Origin of the sequence: Gimesia benthica, from assembly GCF_009720525.1 — a bacterium.
GTDB lineage: Bacteria > Planctomycetota > Planctomycetia > Planctomycetales > Planctomycetaceae > Gimesia > Gimesia benthica.
In genome coordinates, this window is sequence record NZ_CP043930.1 from 7,033,551 (window position 1) to 7,053,293 (window position 19,743).

At 46.6% G+C, this 19,743-nt stretch carries 14 protein-coding genes; 1 reads left to right on the forward strand and 13 read right to left on the reverse strand.

Annotation, left to right across the window (positions count from 1 at the left end; translation table 11 throughout):
- The first annotated feature begins 343 nt into the window (after nt 1-343).
- On the forward strand, nt 344-724 hold the full coding sequence (locus tag F1728_RS27545) for a hypothetical protein (RefSeq protein ID WP_155366732.1): 381 nt from the start codon (nt 344-346) through the stop codon (nt 722-724).
- Nucleotides 725-733: 9 nt separating this feature from the next.
- On the opposite strand, the gene F1728_RS27550 is transcribed toward F1728_RS27545, so the two are convergent.
- The 13 genes from F1728_RS27550 to F1728_RS27605 form a co-directional block, all read right to left on the reverse strand.
- Nucleotides 734-1,105: a hypothetical protein gene (locus tag F1728_RS27550; protein WP_155366733.1), complete on the reverse strand. Its 372-nt coding sequence runs from the start codon at nt 1,103-1,105 to the stop codon at nt 734-736.
- Nucleotides 1,106-1,681: 576 nt separating this feature from the next.
- Nucleotides 1,682-2,038, reverse strand: a complete 357-nt coding sequence (locus tag F1728_RS32780; RefSeq protein WP_390642824.1) for an HTH domain-containing protein — start codon at nt 2,036-2,038, stop codon at nt 1,682-1,684.
- A complete protein-coding gene (locus F1728_RS27560; protein ID WP_155366735.1) occupies nt 1,993-2,673 on the reverse strand; it encodes a hypothetical protein in 681 nt (226 codons plus the stop codon). The genes F1728_RS32780 and F1728_RS27560 overlap by 46 nt, the downstream gene beginning before the upstream one ends.
- On the reverse strand, nt 2,670-5,810 hold the full coding sequence (locus tag F1728_RS27565; protein ID WP_155366736.1) for an HsdM family class I SAM-dependent methyltransferase: 3,141 nt from the start codon (nt 5,808-5,810) through the stop codon (nt 2,670-2,672). The genes F1728_RS27560 and F1728_RS27565 overlap by 4 nt, the downstream gene beginning before the upstream one ends.
- Nucleotides 5,811-7,127: 1,317 nt before the next feature.
- On the reverse strand, nt 7,128-7,628 hold the full coding sequence (locus F1728_RS27570) for a hypothetical protein (protein ID WP_145187216.1): 501 nt from the start codon (nt 7,626-7,628) through the stop codon (nt 7,128-7,130).
- A 46-nt stretch (nt 7,629-7,674) separates the two neighbouring features.
- A complete protein-coding gene (locus F1728_RS27575) occupies nt 7,675-11,100 on the reverse strand; it encodes an efflux RND transporter permease subunit (RefSeq protein ID WP_145187213.1) in 3,426 nt (1,141 codons plus the stop codon).
- Between the two features lie 9 nt (nt 11,101-11,109).
- Nucleotides 11,110-11,733 carry an efflux RND transporter periplasmic adaptor subunit gene (locus F1728_RS31945; protein ID WP_228030371.1) on the reverse strand — a complete coding sequence of 208 codons (624 nt, stop codon included), beginning with the start codon at nt 11,731-11,733 and terminating at the stop codon, nt 11,110-11,112.
- Nucleotides 11,734-11,762: 29 nt separating this feature from the next.
- Complete coding sequence (locus tag F1728_RS31950; RefSeq protein ID WP_228030372.1) at nt 11,763-12,551, reverse strand: HlyD family secretion protein; 789 nt, start codon at nt 12,549-12,551, stop codon at nt 11,763-11,765.
- Nucleotides 12,548-13,993 carry a TolC family protein gene (locus tag F1728_RS27585; protein ID WP_145187210.1) on the reverse strand — a complete coding sequence of 482 codons (1,446 nt, stop codon included), beginning with the start codon at nt 13,991-13,993 and terminating at the stop codon, nt 12,548-12,550. Before F1728_RS27585 ends, F1728_RS31950 begins: the two co-directional genes overlap by 4 nt.
- 912 nt (nt 13,994-14,905) lie before the next feature.
- Entirely contained in the window at nt 14,906-15,658 is a 753-nt protein-coding gene (locus F1728_RS27590) for an ion channel (protein WP_155366737.1), read from the reverse strand.
- Between the two features lie 264 nt (nt 15,659-15,922).
- Nucleotides 15,923-17,347 (reverse strand): TolC family protein, encoded by a 1,425-nt coding sequence (locus F1728_RS27595; protein ID WP_145187202.1) that lies wholly within the window; start codon nt 17,345-17,347, stop codon nt 15,923-15,925.
- Between the two features lie 151 nt (nt 17,348-17,498).
- Nucleotides 17,499-19,043 (reverse strand): PP2C family protein-serine/threonine phosphatase, encoded by a 1,545-nt coding sequence (locus tag F1728_RS27600; RefSeq protein WP_145187199.1) that lies wholly within the window; start codon nt 19,041-19,043, stop codon nt 17,499-17,501.
- Between the two features lie 207 nt (nt 19,044-19,250).
- Complete coding sequence (locus F1728_RS27605) at nt 19,251-19,721, reverse strand: amidohydrolase family protein (RefSeq protein ID WP_145187196.1); 471 nt, start codon at nt 19,719-19,721, stop codon at nt 19,251-19,253.
- Between the last annotated feature and the right edge of the window lie 22 nt (nt 19,722-19,743).

Here is a 19,743-nt window from a genome sequence, read left to right on the forward strand (position 1 = left end):
GAGATTGCTCTGCTGCAGTAGATTCGGATCGTTTTTTTTCTGCATTATTTGTGAGGATATGACGATCTCCTTGTGTTGACGTAGAGAGTAACATGTCAAATTGGTTCAGAATCGGATAGGGAACCAGATTCATCAGGATCTGCCTCAATCAAGTAGGATCACTTAGAATAATATCTGGAATCGGCGTTTCAATCTGGGTGATCAGACTCACTCTTTTTTCACTGGTAGGAGATCAGAACACGATCAGTTCAATGATGGTTTCTCGAAAAAACGATATGCGTAAAGCCCTATAACTTCATATTTCTAGTCTGGTATAATTATTATTTTTGGGGTGAGAAGTGTAATGGAGAATGGTGAAAATGATGATTGGGATAATTTAGAAGCAGATTTTTGTGAAAATAATGATTCCCAAGATGAGTATGAAGCTAAGATTCAAGAGTTAATTAATCAAGGGAAAGAATCTGGCGAATCAGAAGAAGATTCCGTATACAGTGGATTTTTATTCTCGTTACGTGCTCGAGTTAAATTAAAAGATCATGGTCTTTCAGTTGAAGATGCGATGTTGGTTCTTACGCAGGACAATGCAAACGTGAAACAAGGCAGCTTGGTTTATTCCGGAAAATGCGACAAAGGCTATGCTGAAATAGTTGTCAGCTCTTTTTTAACTGAGAAAGAACAAAATACGGGAGCTAATTATAAGGTGGTTACAGGCTACCTTAAATAAGATTATACGCTACGTCTCAACGCGTAAGTGGAGTGATAAATCAGGAGCTTCGCATCGTCGCAGTTCGAGATGTTCCAGGCAGGTGCCTCCAGTGAACAGGTTGAAGGCGATGTTGAGCACATGGTCGGCTTCGGAATACGGCATGTGAAACATAAAGATCGGACAGCAACGATTGATGCTCTCCATAATGCCCAACTGCCGAACCAACCGTTGCGCGACGCCAATTCCCCCACACGCAATGACCTGAGTCTTTTCCGCCAGTTCATATTTCACGTTCGGACACGTCAGCATCGGCGACTGCCCGTTCCAGTTGGCTTTATCGGTCCGTTTCTTCGTGCTACGCTTCCGTGCATCGAGTCGTCGTTGTATATTTTTCTTCACCTGAAAACCTCCCCGTGAGCCGATGTTTCTTGAACTACAATCAAATATACACCGGAATGCTACGGAGGTTTTCATCTTTCAACCAATTTGTCGACACCAGCTACGCTGGTTTAAGGACTAGGCAAGCAATGTTCCCAGCAGAATTGTGCCATTACAGCCGATGCCATGCCAAGCAACGCGAAATGGAAGCATTGTGTTTTCCAGTCTTTTCCTATCAAGTCTGGTCAATCAGGTTCGCCTTGATGTTTCTCGTGAACCTGAACATCAATTGTTGAATCATCACTGCGAACCTCGTAGTAACGCTCCAGCTTATGATAAACATTCACCATCTGATGTCCTGTTGAGAAGCTGTTCGGCTAAAGGTAATTCTCATTGCCCCAAATTATTTCCTCAATGATGCTGCTCTCATATTCGCTGAACGCGCCAGAGGCGATTGCAGGACAAACAGGGCTGCTTCGATCTGGTGGGGGGGTAAGTCAACGGTGGCGTCGAAGAGGGACCTCGACAGACGATCGCCCCCGGCGGTGGTACGCCGGGTCAGATTGTGGGCGAATTATTTGACGTGGAAGTTGATGATCATGGCTGCTCCAGCCGGTCGATTGAGGAGTCAGTAGAATCCCCTTCCGATATAATCGTGTAACGCCAGCCTCTTGCCCCTCTGATTGCCTGTATGTTGTACCCTCGTTCCCGAAGTGCCTCGACGCTGCGGGAAATGGTAGGAACGGAAACGCCCAATTTCTCTGCTAGTGCGGGCGTTGAATAACTTCCACTACGTATCAACTCCAGCACGGCATCAAGCCGCTGCTCGATCTCCATTGATCGCTGGTAACGCATTCTTACTCCACTATCGCCACTCGTGTCACTCATTGGCATGCACTCAATTATCACTACTGGTCTGCGATACCCTTGCATCCTGCGACATGATGTTGACATTCCAGAAATAAGTGATGAACGCGAATTTTTTCACCATTATTCTTCTTCCGTGCATGATGCGTCTCCTTGGCAAAGGAATCGGTGACGCGGATAGTCGAATCAAGAAACCCGCTACCTTCCAGCATCCCAAGCTCGCTTGTCCTAGAGAGAATATTCTTTTCAACATTGCCCATTGCATTGCTGACATCTCCGTCGAGAACATAACCAAGCATCGCAGCGTGACGTACACACTTCGCGTATTTCCCATCGACAAAGCGCTGCAGACCGTCCTTAACATACTCGCTGGCACACGATCGTTTCTTGCCGGAGACGATGGCGTTCAATCGCTTGGCTTCAAGGCACATGTAAATGTCTTGTTCCTGAAGTGACGGATAAAACACAATGTCCTTTCGCCCGGATTCCTTTGCGAGTTCCAGATCAAACTCAAGGTCTTCCCGAGAAATCAGGAACGGAAAGTGGTTTCTTTGCTTTGATTTGAGCATCTGAGTGTATAGCTGATCGGAAACAACATCCTCCAGTTCGCCAGGCTCTGGAACTGGAACCTGCTCCCACGAGTTAATGACGTAGTCAAATACCTGCGGAATGAGACTTTGCTCAAAGAAATCGTCCCAATGTTCGGCACCTCCGGTAATCATGCATTCCTCCGCGTCGGCCGCATGAGGATCGTAGCCGCAATTTCGTCTGCGTCATTGATCGCCGCGGTATTTGTCCAGAATCGCTGGCCAAGCGGCTTTGTGATGTAGAGCAAGTTACGGTCAAACACTTTCAGCCCACGTACCAATTCAAATGTCCCATGGCTTCGTGTAGAGGTATGCTGGAGGCTGTCCAACACATGCAGTAAATCATTACCGACTTCTGCAAGCCCAGTTGGCTCTTGCCCGCTCTTGGTCTTTTCGAGAACGACCATACCAACACCGACGGAAGAATCGGCTATGGTTTTGGCGTGAACCTGAAGGCCTTGCTTGGCCCATCCATTCAGTCGTTTGCAGAGCAGTGTGGCATAAGATTTACGCATTGCATGCTTACTGGAAAGGTTCGTTGGGATGTATACCCTTGCTCGCGAAGGCTGGATGCTAGTTAGAACATAGGCTGACGTGTCTTCAATGAGCATTCTCTCGAAGTTATCGACATCAAAATAGGCATAAACCAAGTCATCAACCTGACTCTGAACGTCGTCCGCAAGTCTCTGGCGGTCTACAAGAGGCCGTTTGGCTCGCTCAATAGCCTGATCAAAGAGCTTCGCTGACTTTTGCACAATGCTCCTGGCTTGCTTAGGTTGATCGCATTGGTCCGGGAATGGAAACGGCAATCGTAAAAGATCTTGATCGTGAACTTCTGGACGTGTGACACCCCAGTTTGCTGATGTGTGAAACAGGAAATAATGGGCCAGCGGACTCCTAAGGACGAATGAAAGAAATACTAGAAGATCGCGATCTACCTTGGGGCCATAAATACCACGCACCGAACTTCGAAACGATACAGAAAAATCTGTAAAAGCGCAGCGCGAAAATCCTCGTGTGATTAGCACATGGGGCCCATGAAATACTAAAAGGCTCTCTGCCGTGCGTCCGCGGCGAGCATTTACCCGATTGGATGGAAGCTCATTGCAGTCGTCTTCAAGAAGCAACGTGTTTAGGTTGTCACAATCCGCCTGGACAAACAGCTTTGATGGCAGCTCAATGGTTTTAGCATCCTCTTGAGAATCGCCGGGACCAAGAGGTTGGAATCCCTGCGCAATGATCCAAGGTTTGTTTTTGGGCTCTTTTTCTTTGGTTTGCCGAACGTTGTCCCGAAGCCGAGGATATATGGATAATCGCTCGATCAATTGGCGATCCCTGGGAGTTGTCCAGAAGTGCCCTTTCCAGATTTGTGGTGCATCATCACTTTTCAGATCATTAAGCACCTGACGCACGGTTAATTGAGATCTATCCTGCGTAGGGATTCTCAATATTTCAGCTTGTGTAATTGCCCAATCGGTCTTGGGTGTCCAGTAATCGATGACGTGCGTGCCGTCAACGGGTTGTTCCTTTCGGAATTTCACAACCAGACTTCCCGCCTTAGCATCTGCAAAGAGAAACATTCGGAAGTCAGTCAAATTGACTACCCGATCAACTGAGTGAGTGCGGAAGAATAACTGTTGAAAGCGAACAGCGGTATCATTGTGGTTGAATAGCATGCCATGAGGCATGACAAAGCATATCTTGCCATCATCCTCAAGATGGTCTGGTGCTTTCCAGATAAATGCAATCGCCATCTGACGATCGGGGTGCGGAAGTTTTCTTTCGATGCACCATTGTGCAGATGGAGCGTTTCGAACCTTGGAACTCCCCCAAGGAGGATTGCCAACAATTATATCAACCTTATAAGGTAGTGCTGCATTTTCCGTGAAGAAATCTGCGCAATAAATTGTTCCAGCCGCCTCGTGGCCAGCCTCTATTTCACCTGGAGTTGAAACCAGATAGGGGAGACGTTCCCACTTTCCTAACAGCTTTTGGATATCGGGAGGCGCAAGCTGGTCGAGAAAGGCGAGATATAGGCTGAAGGCGGAAATCTGGCAGGCACTACGATTGCTATCGATGCCGTAAAGGTTGTTGCGAAGAATGCCCATTAGCTCACGGGCACGTCTGTCATAACGTGCCCGGGGATTCTGAAATTTCCATTCTTCAGCAAGACGATTGAACAGCCCGACAAGAAAAATGCCTGAACCACAAGCCGGATCAAGGAATCGTTTGCCCAGAAGCGACGTTTCGCCTTCCAGCGTCAGATCCAGGACAAATTCTGCAAGGAATCTGGGAGTGTAAAATGCACCGGCTGCCTTCTTCTGCTCTTCCCCGGCAGCTTTCAGGAAGTGCTCGTAAATTGCGCTGATGGTCTCAATCGGAATGAACCCAAAATCGTAGGGCCAAAAAGACTGCTGGCCAGTGCGTATATCAGTACCATGGAAAAATCGATCCAGAATCTCAAGGTGATTCACCTTGACTTGTCGGCTCTCCGCCTCCAAGTCTGCACTAAACAGGTCGCCGTTGAAGTCTTCTCCAAGTTGGGTAAAGAGCAAATAGAGATCATTCTTGGCATCTGTCCTGGGTTTCTTTGCCAAGATGTCTCTTAAATGCTGCGCATCATCAATCCCAAGCGACGTGAGGTAGTCACTGTCGATGACGCCTCGATCGAAGAGGTAGCAGGTAAAAACCAGTCGACATAGCAGGGCATTAAGAGTCAGGGGTTCAAGCCGCGCTGCAGGGACTTCACCTAGTGCCTGGCGGGTTGCTTGGAGATTGCGGAGCAATTCCCGATCAACCCTCTTACCAGGGTCAAAGGAATGTCGATGGGTATGAAAATATTCACCCGACTCGACGGACAGCAGAAAGGATCGTAGCCGATTTTGTAGGCGGGGAAGGATTTCGACTAGCCCAGGAAACGGATGAGTATCAACCTGAGAGCTTTCTGGCGGTATAAGACCGGAAAACACCTGGACTTCGTCTGGAGCAATGACAACGAGGATCGGAGCAATACCTTGGTTCCAGAACGATCGATGAAGGTCGAGAATCTGGACCGGATCGATTTTCTTGACCAGTCGGAAGTAGATGACCGGACTGCGTTCCTGGCATAGAACACCATTGATATTAAGTTGCTCAAAAGCACGACGAAGTGCATGGGGCTGTGGTACTACACCCGCATCGTCGAGTTGCTCAATACTGGAAATAAAGTAAGGCGGCTCGCGATCATCGAGACCAAACAACTTCTTCCAGTCAGTTGAGGCAGTGGCGGCCACAAATTTGCCCTTTGTAGATTAGATCATTTGTAGAACCAGCTACTGCCAAATTCGCAGGCATTCCTTTCAAATCAGACACCGTAAACCATTTACTGGGAATGCTCTTGGTCACAAGCGACGACTTTTTCCACCAATTCTTACAGCACAATGTCTAGCAGTTAGTGATAGACTTGTCAAGGCTGATAACCTCAGCCTTGACTTGAACCTTGGCTATGTTATCGTCGCCATCGGAGTATTTCATCGCGGGGGGTTCGCAAGAACTGGCCCTCGACGAAATGCGACAATGGCAAAGGTAGCTAATGGGTGTCCCGAAAGTGAGTTCGTGCGGAATTTTACGTGTTAAAGCTTAGGTAGTGCGTCGTGGAGATTATTGCTATCGGGTCTCAATGTGGTCCCATTCTTGATATCTGGGTTAGAGATGGGTAATTTATCTGCTTTCTGCCGGGCTGTGCCCATCATTATTCTAGGTACGCTCACTCAGTATACGTTCAGAAAATGTTCCCAGTGATGAGTCAGGTGAATTCGGTGGTTGGGTATCTTCATATGGTGACCTGCAACCTTCGGTTTCAAAAACCAATAGTTATCAATTCAACAAATTAGGTTGAATCAAACTTACTCGAAGACACAACCATATTTAATTCAATCCTTATTATAAAATACGCAACGTATTTATATTTAAGTATTTACAACCTTTAATGGATTCATAATTTTCTCTGTTGTTGCCAATCCTGTTGGGATTCATGGTTAATTGGAGTTAAACAAGATTCGTAAGCATATTTTGGGCAAATGGGTTTTTCTTAAACTTAACAGCTTTTGAAATTCAACCCCTAGATATCAATTGCTGCTCGGATCGCACTAAGTATGAATTCCCAGTTTCTTTAAACAGACAATCATGACCAGATAGAGACCAATCATAACCATGGTTGAAAATGCGAAACTGGTACCGAAGCCCATTCCTTTCTTAAGCAAAAAAGGCAGCATGAGAAAAAAGATAATGAAGGCAGGACAAGCCAGAATACACTTTTTGAAAGTTCCGAAACCTTCTCTGTACTACCTGTGTCGATATATAACCAGATCATTCCAAGAAAAGAAACCAGTGGCAACGAAGCGAGAATTCCACCCCAAAGCGAGCTACGCTTGGATATCTCCGATACAGCAACTACTAACCCGGCAGTGAGCAGAATTTTGAGAACATAGTACATTATCTACTTTCATCGTATTTAGAGTATTTAAGCACTCGACTGTATCCAAAGGCCACCGCTGCCGTTTTACCGGCGGCGGCGACCTCAATGGAAACCATAATTATCACCAGACAGTTTATTCTTTGAACTCACCCTGAGAAGGTTTTCCATCGACTTCACCAAGAACCGTGCCCTCAAAGTCGGCAACATTACCGATGCCAGGATCTGTGCCGACGAATTTCGTCGCCTTCCCGTCGGTTTCATCCTGCGGTACCAGCTTCACTGTCATGGGGGGAACAACTTTTCCCTCTTCTGTCTTTGTCTCTTTTGTGGTTAGCGTCAGATTTTTTGCTGTAACCGCTACTGGTGTTTTCTCGTCGTTACCTATGAAAAGAATCATGCATTCATGCTTGGGATGATCCACTGTGAATTCGGCGTGATATTTTCCCAGATCAAACACCACCCCGCCATTTGGTCCTGAACCGTGTGGTGCATGTTCTTCGGTGCTGGTAGCTTCATTCTGTTTTTCGGCCTGTTGTGCAGTTTCCGTTTTCGGAGCATCGGTAGTGCCTTTGTCCGAGCAACCGGTGACGAGTAAAGCTGCCAACAGTAAGCCCAGCGATTTTGTGTACATCATTTCGTTTTCCTTTGCATGATAGAAATAGTTTACGTGTATTACATTCTTATACAGATCGCAGCAGTTCTTCATCAGAGCTTTTACTACGGACCAGTCGTTCGGCATCTTTCCCCGAGAATTTCCAGAATAAGCCGGGGTGAATAAAAAATTCGCAAAACGTTGAGGTTACCAAACCTCCTAAAATCACAGTGGCGACAGGGTATAAAATTTCTAACCCTGGTTTATTACCACCCACCACAAGAGGAATCAAAGCAATACCGGCGGTCAAGGCGGTCATCAGGACCGGAGCAAGCCTTTCCAAACTTCCCCGCAGCACCATGTTTTGACTAAACGCTTCCCCTTCTTCATCCATTAAATGAAAGTAGTGTGTCACTAACAGGATGCCGTTTCGCACAGAAATTCCCCCCAGAGATACGAATCCTACCATGCTAGCCACGGTAAGAGTCTGGTTGGTTAATACTAGTGCGAAGACACCACCAATAAAAGCAGTCGGAATGGCATTCAGGATCTGAAACGTGATCCGTGCTGACGGATAAAGCATCATGAGAACAATAAATATTCCAGCGACTGAAACTGCCGCCAGTATTGTAATCAGAAACGTAGCAGACCGTTGAGCTTCAAATTGTCCCCCAAACTCAACAAAGTAACCGGTTGGCAATGCGACCTGATCACGCACCCGTTCTTCAATTTCAGAGACTGCACTGGCGAGGTCACGTCCTGAGACATTACAACGGATTGTTTGACGGCGCCTGACGTTTTCTCGGTTGATCAAATTTGGTCCACTGGCTGAACCTGGGAAGTTGGCCACTTCTCGCAAACGTATTTGCCCCCGCCCATCGGGAAGATCAATACGTAGTTCACCCAGATTATAAGGATCTGAGCGATGCTCTTCGTTGAGTTTAATCACAAGGTCAAAACGTCTCTGACCATCTAAGACTTGCGATACTGCTTCGCCTTTCAACGCAGTCTGTACGAAGTCGGCTATGTATTCCCGACTCAGCCCAAAGAAAGCCAGCTCATCAGGTTTCAGGACTACATGTAACTCATCTACCCGTTCCTGTGGGTCGATAATGGGAGGTGTCACACCAGGTATATCAGTGATCGCATCGCGAACTTCTCCTGCCAACTCGCGCAGCTTGTCGAGGTCGTCTCCATACAGCTTAATCCCGACTTGGGCTTTCACTCCGGACAGCATATGGCTAATCAGGTGAGAAAGGGGTTGTTCCGCTTCAATCCCAACCCCTGGTACATTTGAGCGCAAATCAGAGAGTAGCGTATCCAGAAACTCGTCCCGACCATGGTCTGAGTCTGGGTTCATCGTCAAAATGTATTCACCCACGTTGACTGGCTGAGCATGTTCATCCAGCTCTGCTCGACCTGTCCTGCGAAAAAAGTGCAATACGGGACCATTCGGATTTTCTGCAGACTTCTGCAGTTTGACAAGTTGCGAATCAATCAGTGAGGATGCCTCGTTGGATGCTTTCAGCGACGATCCGCCAGGTAAAGATACATTGATTTGTACGCTTCCCTCATCAAATTTGGGAAGAAAGTCAGCTCCCAACTTTGACAATTCCCAGACACTGTAACCAACGAGTGCCCAGGTCAAAACCAATAGGATGCCTGCCCGCCGCATACTGAATCGAATCAGGAAACTCGCTCCCCATTTCAGCACTCGTAGTAACCGCCCATCCTGATGGGCATGAGTTGCCTTTGCTTGAGGCAGGAGGTAGTAAGAGAGTACCGGTGTGACAGTCAGTGAGACCAGTAAAGAAGCCAGAATTGAAACGATATAGGCAATTCCCAATGGGATAAACAAGCGACCTTCCACACCGGACAAAGCAAATAGAGGCATAAAGGCCAGGACAACGACTGCTGTCCCGAAGACGATGGCAGAGCGGATTTCTCGACTGGCTTCATACACGACCACAATGGCAGGTTTCGGATTGGGATTTAAATTGTTTTCTCCCAGGCGTCGAAAGATATTTTCCACATCCACAATGGCATCATCGACCAGTTCGCCAATGGCAACTGCAATTCCCCCCAGGGTCATTACGTTGATTGATAATTCTGTCCCAGACATGACCCCTACGATGCGAAATACCAGAGTTGTAATCACCAGCGACAATGGAATGGCTGTCAACGTGATGAATGTCGTGCGAAAATTCAGCAGAAACAAGAACAGCACGATCACGACAAGAATGGCTCCTATGACAAGCGCTTCTTCGACGTAGTAAATTCCTCGGTCAATAAAACTCTTGAGCTGAAACAGGCTGGTATTGATCACAATGTCGGCAGGTAGCGTTGATTCTGCATCACTCAAAGCAGCCATCACGTCGTCAGTCAGTTTTCTGGTGTCAGCATGTGGCTGTTTGACAATTGTAATAACCACACCGGCATGTCCATCAATACTGGCATCGCCCCGTTTGGGAGCCGGCCCTTCCACGATTTGTGCCACCTGATATAAAAGTACGGCACGGTCTCCATTCATTTTGACAGGGGCTTTTCGGAGCTCATCCAGGACGTCGCTTGTCAGAGCACCAAGACGACCAATCACCCTCACAGAACGCTCTGTCTGGCCTCCGATTATAAACCCGCCACTGGCATTCAGGTTATTTGACTGGACAGCGGCCTCAACATCCTGAAGTGATACGTTATATTCTTGCAACTTGATGGGATCAACCAGAACCTGATACTGCTTCTCATCACCGCCCATGACAATGACCTCAGCAATGCCAGTCAGCTTCAGTAGTCGCGGTCTGATTAACCAGTCCGCGGTCGTACGCAGATCCATTCGTTCTTCGAGAGGAGTCGGGAAAATAACGTCATAGGACCGTTTATTCCAGACAAATGCCACATCACGCCCAGGGTTTGTCTCATCCCATTTGGGATTCTCGACTTCAATTTTCTTCCACAAGCTGAGATCGTTTCGATTCACCGGATTCCAAACGGTCAGTTCAGGACTTGCTTCATTTCCTGTGCGTTCTGCCAGTAATCCCGTCTGCCCAACCGCAGTCAACTTTCCACCTTGTGGCCCCTTTCTGCGATGAATTCCAACATGCAGAATCTGCCCCATTATGGATGCCTGAGGTGTCATAATCGGACGGATGCCTGGTGGCATCGGTACATTTGCCAGACGCTCTGACACAATCTGTCGAGCGTACCGAGGTTCCGTCTTCCAACTGAACTCGATGTAAATGACATTCATGCCCTGACTGGATTGACTGCGGACATCTTCAACCCCGTTTGCCCCTAGGATCGCTGTTTCTATTGGATAAGTAACCAGCGTTTCGACTTCTTCAGAAGACATGCCAGGACACTCTGTTAGAATCACGACTCGAGGTCGATCAAGATCTGGGAACACATCAATAGGTAAGGTTGTCGTTAAATAACCCCCATAAGCCAGGACAACGACACAGGCGGCAAGCACCAGCGTTCGATGGGTCAGTGAGAGTCGGATGATTGAATTGAGCACGGTATTCCCCTAATTCCCTTCGTCTTCGTTCTTATGGAGACTGCCATCGGCGTGAATGTGGTAGCCTTCTGGTAAGTCGTCTCCTGATGAGGACTTCAACATACGGTTCAACTGTTCGGCAGAACTCTGTACTACAAACGAACCAGGCATGAGCGATCCATCATTCGCGATGACGGTATAGCGTCGGTCTCGTTCCAGTACTCGAACCGCCTTGCGTTGAAACGTATTGACGTTCTGGGTAAAAACAAATGCTTCAGCTCCGTCGCGGGCAACGGCATCCGTGGGAAGTACAAAGACGTTTTCGAGCTTTTCGACCCGGATCAAGATGCGGACTTTATGACCTGGACGAAACCGCCAGAGTATCTGGGTCATTCCATCTTGTTTCACAACTCTAGACTGATTTTCCAACGCCATACGAAACGCAAAGGTACGATTAATGGGATCTATGACATTTGCCAGATATTGAATCCAGAAAGTCTGATTAACGGGAGGCCAGTCTGCGATCGCGTTTTCCTGAAAGTCCACTTCAACTGGCCAACCGGCTTTGACACTTTGTTCAAGAAGTTGTGTTTCGTCTCGAAATGCCCGACCTTCTATTGCCAGCAACTGATGATTTGCCAGCAAACACAACATTTGACCGGTTCTGACTTGTTGGCCTAGATCTATTTTGCATTCCTGAACTTCAAAGGAGGGGGGGAGTCCAGTTTTACTTCCTCACCTGTCGCCTGCAGCACGACAGAGGTCCCCAATGGTTTGGATTCGCTAGCTTGAGAGGGAACGAGAATATTCAGTTCTTTGACGAAATTACCTGCAGCCACTTCGTTCAACTGATTTTGTGTAAAACTTCGACTAAGCAGTTCCTGACGATACCCTTTGATTGCCACTTTCAGTCGCGTGATTTCACTAGCGACTTCAATGATCCGGGCACCGGGGACTGCTCCTCCTGAAGATTCCAGGCGTTTCTTTTTTGCTTCGGCGAGTTTGATGTCTTGCGTATCTTTAAACAGTTTCGACTGGGTCTGTTGCAAAGACTCGCTAAGGATGCGGATCGTATAGAGCACATCCCCAGGGTGGACTGTGTCGCCTGGAAAATAATTCATTTTGTCGACCACTCCATCTACAGGAGAAACGATCCCTCGATCACTGCGACCGGGTCGATCCACTACCATGCCCGGGACCTGTAGCGTTTTCCAATAGGTCTCAGGCTGTATTGATTTGACCTGCAAGCCCAAATTGGCAATCGCCTGGTCTGATAGAATAATCTGCTCGGAAGCTGCGTTTTTCTTATCGCTTGCTTTGGTTGAAGCAGTAGAAACGTTATCCGATCTGGCGGTTTTGTTTTGTTCTAAAAGCGGCAACCAATTGTCACGCGTGAAATAGCCGGTAGCAATCAATATCGCAACGATCCCGATTGCCAGAATGGGTTTCACTATTTGAAGAAGTTTCTTCATGATTGTTCCTTTTCAGGTAAGGGAGGGACAGGAGCTAAAGGCCACTGATCTTCCAACATCAGTCCTGCAATTTCGCTGGCAGCCAGCCACATCTCGCTCATGGAGCGAATCAATTCCAGATTGGCTTCAGCTACAGATCGTTGTGCTTCCAGTACACGTAGGTACTCAAACTGTCCTCCCTGGTATGCTACCATTGAAAGTTCATAAGTTCGTTGAGCCTTCGGCAAGATTGAAACCTGGTAACGTTCAGCCCGTTCCCGTGCGGAAGCATAAGCTGAATAAGCGATCGCAAGTTGATCCATCAGTTCATTCTGTACACGCTCCGTTTGGTTCATTGCCACATTGATATTTGTTTCGGCAGACAATATGTTTCCCTGATTTTTGTTCCAAAGCGGGAGAGGAACACTAAAACCGATGTCCCAGTCATCGGACCGGTTCTGGCTCTGGCGAGTGTATCCCGTACCCACAGTAATATTGGGGATTGGTTCCACCTTGGCTCGTTGCAAGATCAAGCGGGCATGCTCAACTCCAATTTGTGCTGATCTGATTTCAGGGTGGATACTGAGCACGTAAGTGCTGACCTGATCCAGATTATAATCCTCTAGAGCAAGATCGAGTTCACCTGAAAGATGCTTAATAGGCATGTCCTGAATACCAACACTGGCAGCCAGTTTTCGATACGCCCCTGGCAACGCCTTTCTCGTCGCATCCAGGTCTGCACGATAACGTTCCAAATCAACTTCGAGTTGTATGACATCCAGCTCGGCTGCTTCTTTAGCTTTAACCAGAGCTTTTGAATTATTGACCGATTGCTCTGCAAGCTTTACCAGGTTCGAAAGGATATCTGACCGTTTTTGAAGAGTTAAGGCTTCGAAGTACGCTTGCCGTACTTTCGTAAAGACCTGAAAGCGTTCCGTCATCAAGTTGAGCGAGGCCTGATCCACCCTTTTGAGTGCGGCTGCCTGATCCAAATCCAGTTTGTTGGCTGTGACAAATTCCTGGCCCGCATACGCCGTCCAAATCCCCCCTGGACCGGTCCGGTCACTGATCTCATTACCTGTCACGCTCACAGTCGGGTTCGGATACAATCCAGCCTGAATAGCCCGGCCTCGAGCTGTTTCGATTGCCCAGGATACCTCTGCCAGACGAGGATTACTATCAAGAGTCAGGTCAATCAACTCTGGAAGACCAAGCGTTTGTGTCTCCGTTGGTTTGCTGACCTGAGATGATGTGTCTGTGAGGTTGATTTGTACTAATTCATCGTTTGGGTTCTTCAAATCAGAGTTGATATGTCTGACCTGATGAATGGTTGCTTCCTGGGGAATTTCCCGTTCGGAAGTCGCGTCAGAAATCATTGCTTTACCAGTCGAATATGAGGAGCTGGCACAACTTTCCGTGAACAGACCAATCCCAAGCAGAACCGCAGTAAGTAACGGGCGCATAAAGACCTCCTTCGCATCATGCGAAGATTTGAAAAAATGAACAGAGAGATAGTCCGACCATAAACAAAGGGTCGAATCGACAGAATTCTCCGCAAATCATTCAGGATTTGTCCTGAGAAGAATCGCGAAATTAGTCAACGCCAAAAGCAGAGAGCAGGACGTACCAACCTAATTTTGTGATACTGTCTGCGAAGAGTTCTATGCTTATATTAAATAAGCATGGTGGCGGACAAAGAGCGGGGAACTAGAATCAGGGGGCGCGCAGTCAAATACCGATCGTTCGGTTTCTGTGAGTTGCGGAAATTCAAAAGATGAATTGCATCCGATGATGTCCCATTGAAACAGGACTTTGATTTCCGTCTTAAGAGTTGAACGCGTACCTGAGATCACATCAATACTATTAAGATAGATCGCAGAGGAATCGTGATCAGATGAACTAGTAAACTGTGGAAAGCCCTGATTTTCAGAGCTCTTATGGTGGTCATCCTGGTGGCTGTGTTTATCCGCCTCATAGTGATGAACGTGGCCGTGAGAGTCATCAATGGATGATTTATTCAGATGAATATGCGCGTAAACCATGCCCTGCAGGCAGGTTGCCTCCATGAGAGTGGCCGAAGGCAACTGACTGGGTCAGCAGCATCCACGGCATCAGGATTAGGGAGCAAATTCTTCTATTCATACCCATATTTTCGGTAGAAAAACCAATAATGTTGAAGTTATTCTAACGCTCATATCACTAAAGTCCAGACTCACTCATCCAAAATACCCTGTCTGCCCCATTTTGATTTAGTCCGATCACATTCCAAGAGTCTTCAAAGTTTCAGCAAAGGCTGATAGATTCATTAAGAAACCTTGAAATTCGTTTTACAGCTCAACTGATTTTATCGTTTTGATATTTCAGGACTTTGCAATTCAGGACTGGCTATTTAAGCGATCTTGATTTTCACGAGATACCGACGAGATATATAGCGAAACTAATCTTGAAACCAGGATTGCAAAATAGAACTGGCCAAAGACAGCCTGAAGATAACAGGCTGTTTGAGCTGGCCCGGATACAGGAATGATATCTCCATAGCCCAGTGTCGCCATAGTCACGAACGATAAATAAATCAACGGTTGTAAGTTTGAGTTACTTAAAGTGACTGTTTCGGATGTAGAGCTTACCAGGTCATACCGAAATGCAGCTGGATCAATGACTATGATCATTGAGTATAAGTACGCCCAGAACAGTCCAGCCAGCAAATAGAGACAGACCGTCCCGATAATTGTATCCAATGTCACTTGATTGTCATCAAAAACGGCACTGAGTACATGGTAGAAGACAAACGCCAGGAAAATGATCACCAAAATGTTATGGAGGATCGTTAGGGAATCACTGTGAAAAAGAAAACTGCTGACATTCATAACCAGCATCAGGAATACGATCGTCAGACCAATGCCTAATGTCTTGTGACGCTGACAAATTGAGATAACTGCTGTCAGCAGGACCGCTGAAAACAACAGGCAGAAGAAAATCACAGAGCCTCTACTGCTACCTGTAAAGGCTGTTCCTATCAGTAATGTCAGTATAGAGCAAAGTAAATATGAGAACTTACCAAATCGATGGTGTACTTCCCGGTCAATTGCTTGGTTCGTCATTGTCGTTCCCATGATCCGCTGATTCATACTGATGCGGTAGGCTCTCTAAGTAGCCTGAGACTTGTCTGGAATGACATACACAATTGTCGTAGCAGGTATAGGTTAGTGGAGGAGGATCACAGTACTGGCAATCGATCTCACAACTAGAATAGCTGTGGTAAGTCGAGGCGCAACCTGTCATCATGATCGCTCCCAGCGTTGCGAACCAGCGCATCCACTTTTGAGCGTTATCCATCTTAAGCTCCTTCAATAGCAACCTCGTATATTTCGATTGCAGTAAAAACTTGTCTATTATGGTTCTACAGGTAAAGGTAAATTATCTAAAGCTTCAGGTGCTGCCGGTATGGGTTGCAAAGCCTGGGTATCAATTCCACCAATGACTCGTTCTAATTCTGCCAGCGATTGTCCTAATGAAGCTTCGAGCCGCAGGTAACTCACCTCAAACCGCAGCAATTCTCTCCAGTTATCCACCAACTGTAAAAAGTCGACTTCTCCGGTGTTATAGGCCTGGCTGGAGACTTCCAGTGTCTGGCGGGCTTTGGGGAGAATATCTTCACTGAACAGAGTTAACAGATCCTGCTGGCTTTTGGCTTGAGCAAATAGGTCCGCGACTTCTTCAAGTGTTTCGTCTTTCAATGAATCATAAGTTCGGGCCGTTGATACTGCTTTTGCCTCTGCGGAGCGAACTGCTGAATCCAACTTTTTTCTGTAAACCGGCAGGTTAATTCCTGCCGTGATTAAAAATGAATCGTTTCCGTTGGCAACAGGACTGACACCGGTAGATCCGACATCGATCCAGGTGGCCCCCAAAGTGACATCCGGTTTATACGCAAGGCGCGCCAAGTTTAGAGCTTGCCTGTCTTTTTCGAGTGTTGCTAATTGTGCATGCAACTCAGGACGAGAGGCTATCGCCTGACGTTGCAGCCAGTCTAAGTCGGCAGGTAGAGATCCCGGTTCGATATGTTCGAGTGCCAGTAATTTTGTCTGAGGTGAAATATGCAACAAACGAGCAAGTTTTGCCTGACCACTCACTAGCTTTTGTTCCAGACGAATCAATTCATTTTCGACATTCGAGATTTCCAGTTCAGCACGCAACAAGTCCTGCTGACTGACTTTTCCTGTCTTGTAACGTACGTTAGCTACGTCACGAATCTCGACTAATAATTGTTTATCTGCCTCAGTTACATTAATAGTCTGCTGAATAAAATAGAGTTCGTAATAGGCTCGTTTTACTTTAGCAACTGTGGCTAGTTCGACTGCTGCCAGTTGGGCTCTTGTCTCGTTTGTCTGTGATTCAGCCAGTTCTCCCTGTGCATTCAGTTTCCCGCGAGCTGGGAACTTCTGTGATATATTCAAGGCAAACTCCTGAGGGCCAGCAGCGGTCTGGACCTGTTCCGGATAAAACGTCATCCCCAGATTTGGGTCTTGCAAGCTTGAAGCAACAGGGACTTGATAAGCATTGGCTTCGACACGTTTTCGGGCAGCCTGGATATCCGGGTTTTGAGATAATGCGTACTGAATATATTCTTCAACCGAATGGGGCCCCTCCAAATCAGCAGCGACTGGATTGACTGTCTCTTGAGTCGGCGAGTATGCGGCTTGATGAACAGCCTGGGAAACTTGAGCGTACCCGGGGTCGTGGATCTGCTGCGCAGATTTACAACCGTTCAATAGTAGAAACAAGCTTAAAAAATGAACTGTATACTTCATGGCCATCCTTGGCCTCCCCCCGTGTTATGATCGATAACGACACATATTAGTTGTCATCGGTAAATTTGATTTGACCGAAACAGAGATTACTACTAAATCTTCAGTGAACCGAATTCGCACGTAACGATATTTCGGATTAGGTAATATCCAGTTCTGTTTACTGAGGGACTGACTGAACTTCCTCGTAAACTGTGGATGCCTGATGCTCAGAATTTTTCAGATGTGGAACCAATTCACATTTTAGCGCCAACAATGTCAGGTCATCATTCGGCGAAGAATTACAACGCCACTCAGCTATCACTTCATTGATTTTCATGATAGCGACAATGAGCGGCCTCTCATTCACTAGAGAGAACCAGGATGTTAATCGTGCTAACCCGAAGAGATCGCCTTTAGAGTTGGCAGATTCTGTCACGCCATCACTGAAGAGTAAGATCCGATCGCCCGGTGACAGAACGGTGTCTAATTGTTCCCATTCGGCATTTGCATCTAGTCCAATTAATAACCCCGTGCTTTTAAGGGAATCGAGTGATCCGGAATCTCTTATCAGAATCCCAGGAAGATGACCTGCACTGACCCATGATAAGGCACGCGATTCAGGTTTCCAACGTGCAAGAAACATTGAAGCAAAATTGCCTGGTAGGATCGTTGCCGCAAACTGACGATTTACTTCTTTTATTATCCGGATCAGATCGAATGGGGATTTTTCTGAAGCGGCCAATAGTAGTGATTTCAACATCGCTGCTCCCATCGCGGCTGGAACACCGTGACCACTTACATCAGCTATGCAAATTAACCATGATCCGTCCGATAGTGGTAAAAAATCGTAGTAATCTCCAGCAACGCTGTCCGCCGGTTCAAAAATGTGTGCTGTTTCAAGACCCGGAATCTGAACACCTTGGGGTAGTAAATACTGTTGTATCTTTCGTGCCTTCTCCATCTGATAACGACGGTCGCGGTCATTATCATTTAGTGACATACTCATGGAATTGATGGCCGTTGATAGCTGATTGATTTCACTACTGGAGAATGACGGGGCGACAGCCCCTAATTGTCCGGAAGTTATATTTTCGACTGTCTTCAACAATTGACTTAATGGCCTACCCACAATCTTTAAGAGCACGTAATTGACGATGCCAGCAGCCAACAATCCTAATATTCCCAGAACGGCAAGCTGAATTAGAACCTTCTTTCGTATCGCACGGCGCACATTTTTTAATGTTTCAATTACAAATACACTTGCTTCTTCACCAGACTGATGTCCGACGACAAGCTGGTGTTGACTGAATTCGTTCCATTGAATCGATTGTGGTTTTGAAAAATCGTATTGAGATAATATTGATCTGCTCTCAGGAGAAGAATTTCCAGCTTTCAGGTAAGTGCCATGCATGCTAACTATGATTTGATGACCGGGAGAAGCCGACTTTCGCATCTCCGAGCAGACTCTATCAATATACCCCTGGACGTCACCATGACTATGATCTTGTATCAAATGTGAAACGGCGGACTGAATCGCAATAGATTCATCATTCAAGCCGGTTCGCATTTGATCTGTCGCATTTTGCATCTCCCTATGATATTGCAATATCAAGAGACAAATTAGTGCGATACTGAGTGTGATATTAACGGACAGCAGTAACTGAAACCTGATCGTTCGAGGTTTATTCTTAATGGCAGTTATTCTGGTAAATAATGCTGACATGATGTTAAATATTCTTCATTCGATGATGAAATTAGACAGCAGAATAAAAATGCTAAAAGTTGAATTTGTTATATGTGCTTTTACAAAAGAATCCATGGAACACCTGAGCGTCGTTTGTTAGCGCAACATTCAATCACTCAGGTGTTCCAACTCAGGAGTCGACCTGAAATAAGTAACGTATTCTTAAGCCTGCAAAGATTGCTTCTCTCACTTACGTAATGTCGCGGCATACAATTCGTCGACCTTGCTCAGATAGGTTTCCGGATCTGCAGCGATCTTTTTGGTACAAGGAGGGCAACAGACATAAACTATCCGCCCGTCTACAATGGTCCATTTCGGTTTCTGTGGCAGCTCTTTTTTCATCACCGGGCACATGTGCTGTGCTTTTGCAAAATTGCCATGAATTGTCGACCAGTGCTGAGGGTCGACCTTGCTTTTTAAGCAGCCTTTACAACACAGGTAAACAGATTCTTTACCGACATTGACTTTGATTGGCTGACCATGATTACCCAGTTTCTGTCCCGAGACCGGACAAATCTGCTGGGCCTTGATACGTAACTGATCGCGTTGACTTAGCTTTCCATCGGCCTGTAGTTGTTGTGCCTCTAACAGGTTCTGCCCACAGACTACGGTTCCTGCTACGACAGCCAGTGCAAAAATCATTTTGATACATTTCATAATATTCTCCTTAAAACTAAAA

Bases quoted from the DNA above. Each gene is read 5' to 3' on its own strand.
- F1728_RS27545 (WP_155366732.1), top strand. From the start codon at position 344: ATGGAGAATGGTGAAAATGATGATTGGGATAATTTAGAAGCAGATTTT.
- F1728_RS32780 (WP_390642824.1), bottom strand. From the start codon at position 2,038: ATGTCAACATCATGTCGCAGGATGCAAGGGTATCGCAGACCAGTAGTG.
- F1728_RS27560 (WP_155366735.1), bottom strand. From the start codon at position 2,673: ATGATTACCGGAGGTGCCGAACATTGGGACGATTTCTTTGAGCAAAGT.
- F1728_RS27570 (WP_145187216.1), bottom strand. From the start codon at position 7,628: ATGATGTACACAAAATCGCTGGGCTTACTGTTGGCAGCTTTACTCGTC.
- F1728_RS31945 (WP_228030371.1), bottom strand. From the start codon at position 11,733: ATGTTGTGTTTGCTGGCAAATCATCAGTTGCTGGCAATAGAAGGTCGG.
- F1728_RS31950 (WP_228030372.1), bottom strand. From the start codon at position 12,551: ATGAAGAAACTTCTTCAAATAGTGAAACCCATTCTGGCAATCGGGATC.
- F1728_RS27585 (WP_145187210.1), bottom strand. From the start codon at position 13,993: ATGCGCCCGTTACTTACTGCGGTTCTGCTTGGGATTGGTCTGTTCACG.
- F1728_RS27590 (WP_155366737.1), bottom strand. From the start codon at position 15,658: ATGAATCAGCGGATCATGGGAACGACAATGACGAACCAAGCAATTGAC.
- F1728_RS27595 (WP_145187202.1), bottom strand. From the start codon at position 17,347: ATGGCCATGAAGTATACAGTTCATTTTTTAAGCTTGTTTCTACTATTG.
- F1728_RS27600 (WP_145187199.1), bottom strand. From the start codon at position 19,043: ATGTCAGCATTATTTACCAGAATAACTGCCATTAAGAATAAACCTCGA.
- F1728_RS27605 (WP_145187196.1), bottom strand. From the start codon at position 19,721: ATGAAATGTATCAAAATGATTTTTGCACTGGCTGTCGTAGCAGGAACC.